9 protein-coding genes are annotated in these 11,069 nt (G+C 55.2%); 6 read left to right on the forward strand and 3 right to left on the reverse strand.

The window, feature by feature from the left end; genetic code table 11:
* The first annotated feature begins 30 nt into the window (after window positions 1–30).
* Together ACU4F7_RS16000 and ACU4F7_RS16005 are read left to right on the forward strand one after the other, a co-directional pair.
* Window positions 31–1,728 (forward strand): sensor histidine kinase, encoded by a 1,698-nt coding sequence (locus tag ACU4F7_RS16000; RefSeq protein ID WP_024558544.1) that lies wholly within the window; start codon window positions 31–33, stop codon window positions 1,726–1,728.
* 11 nt (window positions 1,729–1,739) lie between these two features.
* Window positions 1,740–2,471 (forward strand): LytR/AlgR family response regulator transcription factor, encoded by a 732-nt coding sequence (locus tag ACU4F7_RS16005; protein ID WP_481637334.1) that lies wholly within the window; start codon window positions 1,740–1,742, stop codon window positions 2,469–2,471.
* Window positions 2,472–2,496: 25 nt separating this feature from the next.
* On the opposite strand, the gene glk is transcribed toward ACU4F7_RS16005, so the two are convergent.
* A complete protein-coding gene (gene glk, locus ACU4F7_RS16010) occupies window positions 2,497–3,462 on the reverse strand; it encodes a glucokinase (RefSeq protein WP_024558546.1) in 966 nt (321 codons plus the stop codon).
* Between the two features lie 213 nt (window positions 3,463–3,675).
* Here glk and ACU4F7_RS16015 point away from each other — a divergent pair, with 213 nt between their 5' ends.
* Window positions 3,676–4,911, forward strand: coding sequence for an ion channel protein (locus ACU4F7_RS16015; RefSeq protein ID WP_029593517.1), 1,236 nt, complete (start codon window positions 3,676–3,678; stop codon window positions 4,909–4,911).
* On the opposite strand, the gene ACU4F7_RS16020 is transcribed toward ACU4F7_RS16015, so the two are convergent.
* Complete coding sequence (locus ACU4F7_RS16020) at window positions 4,908–6,569, reverse strand: alpha-keto acid decarboxylase family protein (RefSeq protein WP_481637335.1); 1,662 nt, start codon at window positions 6,567–6,569, stop codon at window positions 4,908–4,910. The two genes, ACU4F7_RS16015 and ACU4F7_RS16020, sit on opposite strands and share 4 nt — an antisense overlap.
* Window positions 6,570–6,753: 184 nt before the next feature.
* On the opposite strand from ACU4F7_RS16020, the gene mgrA reads away from it, so the two are divergent.
* Together mgrA and ACU4F7_RS16030 are read left to right on the forward strand one after the other, a co-directional pair.
* A complete protein-coding gene (gene mgrA / locus ACU4F7_RS16025) occupies window positions 6,754–7,746 on the forward strand; it encodes an L-glyceraldehyde 3-phosphate reductase (RefSeq protein ID WP_481637336.1) in 993 nt (330 codons plus the stop codon).
* Window positions 7,747–7,876: 130 nt separating this feature from the next.
* Window positions 7,877–8,224 (forward strand): DUF2502 domain-containing protein, encoded by a 348-nt coding sequence (locus ACU4F7_RS16030; protein ID WP_024559101.1) that lies wholly within the window; start codon window positions 7,877–7,879, stop codon window positions 8,222–8,224.
* Window positions 8,225–8,277: 53 nt separating this feature from the next.
* On the opposite strand, the gene ACU4F7_RS16035 is transcribed toward ACU4F7_RS16030, so the two are convergent.
* Window positions 8,278–9,516, reverse strand: coding sequence for an Nramp family divalent metal transporter (locus ACU4F7_RS16035; RefSeq protein ID WP_071809273.1), 1,239 nt, complete (start codon window positions 9,514–9,516; stop codon window positions 8,278–8,280).
* 353 nt (window positions 9,517–9,869) lie between these two features.
* Here ACU4F7_RS16035 and ACU4F7_RS16040 point away from each other — a divergent pair, with 353 nt between their 5' ends.
* Window positions 9,870–11,054: a NupC/NupG family nucleoside CNT transporter gene (locus ACU4F7_RS16040; protein WP_029593521.1), complete on the forward strand. Its 1,185-nt coding sequence runs from the start codon at window positions 9,870–9,872 to the stop codon at window positions 11,052–11,054.
* Window positions 11,055–11,069: the final 15 nt, after the last annotated feature.

Here is an 11,069-nt window from a genome sequence, read left to right on the forward strand (position 1 = left end):
CTTTCTCCCTGATGACAACCCGAGTATTACGTGCACGAAATTTTCAACATGCTGTTGGCGGTGTTTGACCGCGCGGCATTAATGCTTATCTGCCTCTTCTTTTTGATTCGCATCCGCCTTTTCCGCGAGTTGCTGCATAAAAGCGCTCACACCGCCAAAGAATTGTTAGCGGTCACCGCCATCTTCTCTCTGTTCGCGCTGTTCAGCACCTGGTCCGGCGTACCGGTAGAAGGCTCGCTGGTTAACGTGCGAATTATTGCGGTCATGTCCGGCGGCATCCTGTTTGGCCCCTGGGTGGGTATTATTACCGGCCTTATCGCAGGCGTTCACCGCTACTTGATTGATATCGGCGGCATTACCTCCATTCCCTGTTTTATTACCAGCATCGTGGCGGGCTGCCTTTCAGGCTGGATCCACCAGCGGGTGCCGAAAGCGCAGCACTGGCGCATCGGTATTCTTGCCGGAATGGCGTGTGAAACCCTGACAATGATTCTGGTGATCGTCTGGGCGCCGACGCTGTCGCTTGGGCTCGATATCGTGTCGAAAATCGGCGTGCCGATGATTCTCGGCACGGTGTCGATTGGCTTTATCGTGCTGCTGGTCAGAAGCGTGGAAGGCGAAAAAGAGGCCAGCGCCGCGCGCCAGGCGAAGCTCGCGCTGGATATCGCCAACAAAACGCTGCCGCTGTTTCGCCAGGTCAACAGCGAATCGCTGCGCCAGGTGTGCGCGATTATCTGCCGCGATATCAAGGCCGACGCCGTCGCCATCACCAACAATGAAAGGGTGCTGGCTTATGTGGGCGTGGGCGAGCACAACTATCGGGACAATAACGACGAACTCAGTCCTACTACGCTACAGGCGATCCGCTACGGCAAGATCATTATCAAAAACAATGACGAAGCGCACCGTACGCCGGAAATTCACTCTATGCTCGTTATTCCGCTCTGGGAAAAAGGGGTGGTGACCGGGACGCTAAAAATCTATTACTGTCACGCGCACCAGATAACCTCTTCTCTGCAGGAGATGGCTATCGGCCTGTCGCAAATCATTTCTACTCAGCTTGAGGTTTCCCGCACCGAACAGCTGCGCGAGATGGCGAACAAAGCGGAGCTGCGGGCGCTGCAAAGTAAAATTAACCCGCATTTTTTATTCAACGCGCTGAATGCGATTTCCTCCTCCATTCGCCTGAATCCGGACACCGCGCGCCAGCTGATTTTTAATCTTTCTCGATACCTGCGTTACAACATTGAACTCAACGATGATGAGCAGATAGACATTAAAAGAGAGCTTTATCAGATAAAAGATTATATCGCTATTGAGCAGGCGCGCTTCGGCGACAAGCTGACCGTCATCTACGACATCGACGAGGAGGTTAACTGCGTAGTGCCCAGTCTGCTTATCCAGCCGCTGGTGGAAAACGCTATCGTACACGGCATCCAGCCTCGCAAAGGCAAAGGCGTGGTGACGATTAGCGTCACGGAGAGCGGCAACCGCGTGCGCATCGCTGTACGTGATACCGGCCACGGCATCGACCAGCAGGTTATCGACCGGGTGGAAGCGAACGAAATGCCGGGCAATAAGATAGGTCTTCTGAACGTGCACCACCGCGTCAGACTGCTTTATGGCGAAGGGCTGCTTATCCGCCGCCTCGACCCGGGCACCGAAATTGCTTTTTATGTTCCTAATCAGCCGCAGGCGCTGGCCGCGTCTGCCGCCCTTCAGCCGTAACGGTGAGCCGTATGAAAGTCATCATTGTTGAAGATGAAGTGCTGGCGCAGCAGGAGCTGAGCTGGCTTATCAAAGAACACAGCGAGATGGAAATTGTCGGCATCTTCGACGACGGACTGGACGTGCTGAAATTTTTACAGCATAACCGCGTGGACGCTATTTTTCTCGACATCAACATTCCCTCGCTCGATGGCGTGCTGCTGGCGCAGAACATCAGCCAATTCGCCCATAAGCCGTTTATCGTTTTTATCACGGCCTGGAAAGAGCATGCAGTGGAAGCATTTGAACTGGAGGCGTTTGACTACATTCTTAAGCCTTATCAGGAATCGCGCATCATCAGCATGCTGCAGAAACTGGAGGCCGCCTTTTCACAGCAGACGAGCCCGCATGCCGCAGGCCCGGCAAACCGCGAAAACGCGACGATTAACCTCATTAAAGATGAGCGAATTATCGTTACCGATATTAACGATATTTATTATGCCGAAGCGCATGAAAAAATGACCTTCGTCTATACCCGGCGCGAAGCTTATGTGATGCCCATAAACATCACCGAGTTTTGCAGCCGTCTGCCGGAGGCGCATTTCTTCCGCTGCCATCGGTCCTACTGCGTTAACCTGAATAAAATCCGCGAGATAGAACCGTGGTTTAACAACACGTATATTCTGCGCCTGCGGGATCTCGACTTTCAGGTGCCCGTGAGCCGAAGCAAAGTAAAAGAATTTCGCCTGCTGATGCGGTTATAAAAAAGGCGCCTTGCGGCGCCTGAGATTAGAGGATTTGCCCCAGCGTCTGGCGCAGGTGCGCGCCTGCGCCCAGCAGCCCTGGCTGGTCGTGCACGATGAGGTAAACCGGAATATCCTGCACGTAGGCTTTAAAGCGGCCTTTATCTTCAAACCCGCCGCGAAAGCCTGACGCGGTAAAGAAATCCAGGAAGCGCGGCACGATGCCGCCTGCGATATAAACGCCGCCAAAGGTTCCCAGCGTCAGCGCCAGGTTGCCGCCAAAACGGCCCATAATGACGCAGAACAGTGAAAGCGCGCGGCGGCAGTCGGTGCAGCTATCGTCCAGCGCCCGTTCAGTAATGTCTTTCGGCTGCAGGTTTTCCGGCAGGCGGCCATCGGCTTTTACAATCGCGCGATAAAGATTCACAAGACCCGGACCGGAGAGCACACGCTCGGCGGAAACGTGGCCCACTTCGGCGCGCAGTTGTTCAAGAATAATCGCTTCTTCTTCGCTGTTAGGCGCGAAGTCCACATGTCCGCCCTCGCCCGGCAGGCTCACCCAGCGGCGATCGACATGCACCAGATGCGCCACGCCAAGCCCGGTACCTGCGCCATACACGGCGATAGGTTTGCCCGGTTGAGCGGCACCGCCGCCGAATTGGATCAGCTCTTCTTGTTTGAGCATCGGAATGGCCATCGACACGGCGGTAAAATCGTTGATTATCTCCAGATGCGCAAAGCCAAGGTTCTTTTTCATTTCCGCGATGGAGAAAGCCCAGATATGGTTGGTCATCGCCACCCAGTCGCCGGTAATGGGGCAGGCGATAGCGATACAACCGTCGGTAACAGTGACGTTATGTTCATCCAGATAGACACGCACCACCGCTTCAAGGCTCGGATAATCCAGCCCGGAATAGGTCTTCGCCCGCAGAATTTCGCCGCTGTCCACATCGCATAGCGCTAAGCGTGCGTTGGTGCCGCCGACATCCCCCACCAAAGCATATTTTGTCATTCTTTCACTGCTCCGCTAAATTCAGAATTGGTCCCTGGCACACTGTAATTTCCCGGCGCCAGAACAACAATGACCATAGCATAAGTGCCCCAGGTTTATTGACTGCTGTCACAGATTACCTTTACCGTTTCAGCACCTTTTGTCATGCGATTATGGCACAGGGGCGCGCGCGTCCTGAATAAGACAACGGTACAATATGTTAAGGAAGGTATCATGCTCCATCCGCGAGCCCGAACCATGCTGCTGCTCTCCTTCCCCGCGCTGATGATTGGCGTGGGTTCAAGTCTCGTCCTGTCAGGCGTTATGAAGATGGCCGCGGCGTTGCAAATGCTATTATGGCAGTCGCTTCCCTCCCGGCTTGGCATTTCTCTCGATTCCCCTTTCTGGATTTTATTAATGCTGACGCTGACCGGCGTGGCGGTAGGACTGGTGATTCGCTACCTGCCGGGCCACGGCGGGCCAGACCCGGCGCTGGAACCGCTTATCGGCGCGCCGGTATCGCCCCACGCGCTGCCGGGTCTTATTATCGCGCTGGTGCTGGGGCTGGCAGGCGGCGTGAGTCTTGGGCCAGAAAATCCAATTATGGCGCTGAATATCGCGCTGGCTGTAGCGCTTGGCGCGCGGGTATTGCCTCGCGTCAATCCGCTGGACTGGACGATACTTGCCGCGGCGGGCACTATCGGCGCGCTGTTTGGCACGCCGGTCGCCGCCGCGCTTATCTTTTCGCAAACCCTTAACAGCAGCAACGATGCGCCGCTGTGGGATAAACTTTTCGCACCGCTGATGGCCGCCGCCGCTGGCGGAATAACAACCAACCTCTTTTTCCATCCCCATTTTTCGCTGTCCGTCGCACCTTATGGCCAGATGCGTTTGGTGGACATTCTCAGCGGGGCGGTGGTGGCGGCTATCGCCATCGCGCTTGGGATGGTCGCCGTATGGTGCCTGCCGCGCCTGCATAAACTGATGCGCAGGCTAAAACACCCGGTACTGATACTGGGCGTGGGGGGATTCTGCCTGGGGCTGCTCGGCATTATCGGCGGGCACGTTACGCTATTCAAAGGGCTGGATGAGATGCAGCAACTCGCCTTCAGCCAGACCTACAGCGTGGCGGATTACCTGCTTTTTGCGATGGTAAAACTGGCCGCGCTGGTCATCGCCGCCGCCTGCGGCTTTCGCGGCGGTCGAATCTTTCCGGCGGTATTTGTCGCCGTGTCGCTTGGGTTCATGCTGCATGAACATGTAGAAGCGGTGCCTGCCGCCATTACGCTTTCCTGCGCGGTACTGGGAATGGTGCTGGTGGTCACGCGCGACGGCTGGCTTAGCCTCTTTATGGCGGCGGCGATAGTGCCGGATCTTAATCTTTTGCCGCTGCTTTGCATCGTTATGCTGCCCGCCTGGCTGCTGCTGGCGGGCAAACCGTTGATGATGGCTTCGCGCGACGATAGCTAGCCGCCGGCGTTGCGCGCCTCAAGCGCCGCGCTGACGGCGCCGAGCAGCGCAGGCAGGCTCTCTTTCGGCAGCACCGCTTCTACCAGGCTCAACTGCGCGGGCTGGCTTAAGCGCTCAAGCACTTCCCGCAACTGCACCGGCTCGCAGACGCGCCAGCTTTGCGCCTGATGACTGATGTCCAGGGCGTGCGGCAGCGCCGTCCAGTCCCAGCGGGTAATATCGTTGTAGCGCTGCTCCGCGCCGTGAATAGCGCGCTCAACCGTATAGCCGTCATTGTTAAGGATAATCACGACAGGCTTTTGCCCTTCCCTCAGCATTGAACCCAGTTCCTGAATGGAAAGCTGCGCCGCGCCATCGCCGGTAATCAGTACTACGCGCCGGTTCGGCGAGGCGGTTTGCGCGCCAAAGGCGGCGGGCAGCGCGTAACCGATAGAGCCCCAAAGCGGCTGCACAAGAAAAGTCACGCCTGCGGGCAACTGCAGCGCCGCCGCGCCGAAAGCGGCGGTTCCCTGGTCCACGACCACGATGTCGCCGGGGCGGAGGAATCTCTGTATTTCGCACCAGAAAGCAGCCTGGTCCAGCCCTTTCCCCTCCCCCCGCTCGGGACGGGGCGGTTTGATATCGGGCTGCGGCCAGCGCTGCACATGACGCTTAGAGGTCTGATGCAGGATCTCCACCGCCTGCGCCATCGGTAATGGGCTGAACCATTGGTCGCCGATGCGCGTGGCCTGCGGCTGGATGTCGATAGTCTGGCTGTAAGAGAGCTTTTGGGTAAAGCCGGCGGTAATCGTGTCGGAAAACTGTACGCCCACGCAGATGACCAAATCCGCCTCTTCAATGGCTTCGCGCACGTGCTTAACGCTCGCCGCTCCGCTGTAGGTGCCTGCGAACCCAGGCTGGCTTTCATCCAGCAATCCTTTGCCCATCAGCAGCGAAGCGTGCGGCATCGGCGTATCGTCCAGCCATTGCTGTAACGCTTTTTGTTGCCCAAAGCGCTGCGCCAGAAAATCAGCGAGTAGCGCAGGCCGCCGACTTTGCGCCAGCCGCTGGTTCACCGCTTCGCTAAAAGCCGCCAGACCATTTTCATCGGAAGGAATAACGGCCTCAGTGAGAACGTTTACAGAGGGGGTGGCAGGCATTTTTGCCACATCGGCAGGCAGCAATACATAAACAGGCCGCCGGGTCGTCAGCATTTCGCGGATAACCCGATCGATTTCAGCGCAGGCATTTTCCGGCTTTAACAACGCTTGCGCTGCCGATACTTCGCGTGCGATACGCAGAAAGTGAGAATAGTCGCCATCGCCCAGCGTATGGTGCAAGCATTCTCCTTTGCGCTGCGCACCAAGGCAGGGCGCGCCAACCACATGTAAAACCGGGACATATTCGGCATAGCTTCCGGCAATGCCGTTAAGCGCGCTGAGTTCGCCGACGCCAAAGGTTGTCAGCAATGCCCCTGCGCCCTGGCAGCGGGCGTAACCATCCGCTGCATAAGCGGCGTTGAGTTCGTTAGCGCATCCTACCCACCTGACCTGCGGGTGGCTAATCACATTGTCCAGAAACTGTAAGTTGTAGTCTCCCGGCACGCCGAACAAATGAGAAATGCCGAGGCTTGCCAGCCTGTCGAGAAGATAATCCGCAACGCTGTAATGAGAAGACATAACAGCCATCCTTTTAATAAGGGCCTGATTTGAGTATCGAAGAAGTGTGATCGCTGTCCAGAATGCGGCAGCAATTCAGACTGGAAAGCAGGATTTACGGCGCGCTGCGGTGTAGGCTGAGGATCAACCGTTTTTAGTGTAAACGCATACACTTACTGCAGACCTTCATACAGAGGCTTTCTTCATGGTTTATCAGGCAGATCCGGCTCGTTACCAGACGATGGAATATCGCCGCTGCGGCCGCAGCGGGCTGAAGCTTCCGGCTATTTCTCTTGGCCTTTGGCATAACTTTGGCGATGCCACGCTGCTGGAAACCAGCCGCCAACTGTTGCGCCGCGCTTTCGATTTGGGCATTACGCATTTTGACCTCGCCAATAACTACGGGCCGCCGCCAGGTTCAGCGGAGAGCAACTTTGGCCGCATTTTACGGGAAGATTTTTTGCCTTATCGCGATGAATTGATCATCTCTTCAAAGGCGGGATACACCATGTGGGACGGTCCCTACGGCGACTGGGGATCGCGCAAATACCTGCTTTCCAGCCTCGACCAGAGCCTGAAACGTATGGGGCTTGAGTACGTAGATATTTTTTATCATCACCGGCCAGACCCGGAAACGCCGCTGGAAGAGACGATGCGCGCACTGGATCATGCGGTACGCCTGGGTAAAGCGCTTTATGTCGGTCTGTCCAACTACCCGGCGCCGCTTGCCCGCAAGGCAATAGATATACTGAACGATCTCGGTACCCCCTGCCTTATTCACCAACCCAAATATTCTCTGTTTGAGCGGTGGGTAGAGGAGGAATTACTGGATGTGCTGGCCGAAAAAGGGGTAGGCAGCATTGCTTTTTCACCGCTCGCGGGCGGGCAGCTTACGGACCGTTATCTGCACGGCATCCCCCCAGACTCCCGCGCGGCAAGCGGCAGCCGCTTCCTCAATCCGGATCAGATTACTGAAGAGAAGCTTGAGAAGGTGCGTCAACTTAACGCGATGGCGGAACGCCGCGGCCAGAAGCTTTCGCAAATGTCGCTCGCATGGGTACTGCGTGATGAAAAAGTAACCTCGGTATTAATTGGCGCGAGCAAGACCAGCCAGCTTGAGGATGCTGTCGGCATGCTGGAGAATCGGCAGTTTACGCAGGAAGAACGGCAGGAAATCGAAGCCATACTCAACGGTTAGCTTGCCTGAAACATTTTGCAAAAAGTGCTATGCCGCAGGAATTAGGAGTTAAAGCGATAAAGGAGTTCTTTACCTGACCGTAATATTCTCGTAACAGGCCCTTATGGCCCCGATCGTGAAGGAGAAAAGTATGTTCAGGTCCCTGATTCTTGCGGCAGTATTACTCGCTGGTACGCCGCTTATCGCCAGTGCTGGCGAAATCACCCTGTTGCCATCGATAAAATTACAAATTGGCGATCGTGACAATTACGGTAACTACTGGGACGGCGGCCGCTGGCGCGACCGTGATTACTGGCATCGTCACTATGAACGACGCGATGGCCGCTGGTGGCGCCATGATAATGGCTGGCACCACGGCTGGGATAAAAAACGCGGCTGGGATAACCGCCGGGCCTATGAGCGCGGCTACCGCGCTGGCTGGGAAGACCGCAGCGACCGCCATGGCTGGGGGCGAAAAGGCCACCATCACCATCACTAACCGAACAAAAAAAGCAGGCGCAAAGCCTGCTTTTTTCTTATCTGCCGATGCGCTTACAGCCCCAGCGCCGTCCCTACCAGAAGCCAGAGATTCAGCGCCACCACCACGGTGACAATCGCCCAACCGGTGCGTTTGACCAGCGTGGTATTGACAAGCTCACCCATTAACTTCGGGTTGCTGGTGAAGATAAGCAGCGGGATGAGCGCCAGCGCGATGCCAAAACTCAGCAATACCTGACTCATGACCAGAATACGAGTCGGGTCGAGCCCCATCAGGATAACGATAAAGGAAGGCGCCATGGTAATAGAACGGCGTACCCACAGCGGAATGTGAAAACGCACAAAACCCTGCATCACCACCTGCCCGGCCAGCGTGCCGACTACTGTCGAGGAAAGCCCTGCGGCGACCAGGCTCAGGCCAAAAATGGTGGCTGCCGCGTGGCTCAACAACGGTTCAAGCGTCAGGTAAGCCTGATCGAGATCCGCCACGCCGCTGTGGCCGTTGAAGTGAAAAGCCGCCGCCGCGGTCGCCATCATTGCGAGGTTAACAAAACCGGCGATGGTCATCGCTATGGCGACGTCCCATTTGGTGGCGGAGTAACGTTCTTTGCGGGAACCATCATGCAGGTTCTGCGTTAATGAAGAATGCAGATAAATAACGTGCGGCATGATAGTCGCCCCTAACACCCCGGCGGCAAGAAAGACGGCTTCAGAAGTGGGCAGGCTCGGGATAATCATCCCTTTCGCCAACGCGGCGACTTTGGGTTGAGAAAAAATGAGCTCGACAATATAAGCCGCTGCGACAAAGAGCAGCAGGCCGCCGATCACTTTTTCCAGCGGCTTTTGTCCGCGCCGCTGCAACATTAGAATCAGGAAGGTAGCGATACCCGTTAATATCGCGCCCTGCAACAGCGAAACGCCAAGGATAAGCTTAAAGCCAATGGCGGCGCCGATGAATTCAGCGAGATCCGTCGCCATAGCGATGATCTCGGCTTGCACCCAGTAAAACCAGACTACCGGGCGTGGATAATGGTCGCGGATTTGTTCTGCGAGGTTTTTACCGGTGGCGATACCGAGTTTGGCGGAAAGCACCTGAATAACCATGGCCATCAGGTTCGCCCAGACCACGACCCACAGCAGCTTATAGCCAAAGCTGGCGCCCGCCTGGATATTGGTAGCGAAGTTGCCTGGATCGATGTAGCCGATGGCCGCAATGAATGCCGGCCCCATTAGCGCCAGCCTTAACTTGCGCGCTGTACGCCCACTGCCACTCTCAACGCGACTGTTGTTCATGCTTTGCCTCTAAATATAGCCTTTGCTATGTTTCATGCTAACAAAATGAGAATGATTATCAAGATCATTAAGGAAAGATAATCGTGATTTCTCTGATAGCTGAAAACGATGCAAGGTGGGGTTTATGGCGTCCGGTCACAGCCGACGGCTCTGGCGACCCGGTTGTTATGCAAGTGTAGCAGTATGATGTAACTTTTCACTTCCTTACTTAACATATCAGAATTGTATGATGGATCACTTTTTTTGCGTTCCGTCACAGGACCTTACTATAGTGTGCGTTTACTCTCGTTTTCTAAATGTTTGTTGCATAGAATGTGCACGGAAATTAAACCTGCCTCATATTCGGAGCAAACATGTCCCGCGTTCTGCACTTTATTCTGGCGCTTGCTGTTGTTGCGCTGCTTGCCTTGCTGGTTAGCCATGACCGCAAGAAAATTCGTCTGCCTTATATTGGTCTGTTATTAGTCATTGAAGTTCTTCTGGCCTGGTTCTTCCTGAACTCAAATATCGGCCTGGGCTTCGTAAAAGGCTTTGCCGACATGTTTGAAAAACTGCTTGGCTTCGCTAACGAAGGGACTAACTTCGTCTTTGGCAAAATGAACGATGAAGGCCTGGCGTTCTTCTTCCTGAAAGTGCTCTGCCCTATCGTCTTCATTTCTGCGTTGATCGGTATCCTGCAACATATTCGCGTGCTGCCGATTATTATTCGCGCCGTCGGTACCGTGCTTTCTAAAGTTAACGGTATGGGCAAGCTCGAATCCTTCAACGCGGTAAGCTCGCTGATTCTGGGACAATCAGAAAACTTTATCGCCTATAAGGATATCCTGGGCAAAATGTCGCGCAACCGCATGTACACGATGGCCGCAACGGCGATGTCCACCGTCTCCATGTCGATTGTCGGCGCCTACATGACCATGCTGAAACCACAATATGTGGTGGCGGCGCTGATTCTGAACATGTTCAGCACCTTTATCGTCCTCTCAATCATCAACCCGTACCGTGTTGAGAATGAAGAAGATCTGCAGATGTCCGATCTGCACGCAGGTCAGAGCTTCTTCGAAATGCTGGGCGAGTACATTCTGGCAGGTTTTAAAGTGGCGATTATCGTCGCTGCAATGCTGATTGGCTTTATCGCGCTGATTTCCGGTCTTAACGCTCTGTTCGCGGCGGTGCTTGGCATCTCTTTCCAGGGCATTCTGGGCTACATCTTCTACCCGGTAGCCTGGGTGATGGGCGTTCCGGCAAGCGAAGCGCTGCAGGTGGGCAGTATTATGGCGACCAAACTGGTTTCTAACGAATTCGTCGCTATGATGGATCTGCAGAAACTGGCAGGTCAAATTTCACCACGCGCCGAAGGCATCCTCTCCGTGTTCCTGGTCTCTTTTGCTAACTTCTCTTCCATCGGCATCATCGCCGGTGCGATTAAAGGCCTGAACGAAGAACAGGGTAACGTGGTTTCCCGCTTTGGCCTGAAGCTGGTATATGGCTCAACGCTTGTCAGCGTGCTTTCCGCTTCTATCGCCGCGCTGGTGCTGTAATAGATAAAAAATAAA

It is taken from the genome of Franconibacter pulveris, from assembly GCF_056780215.1.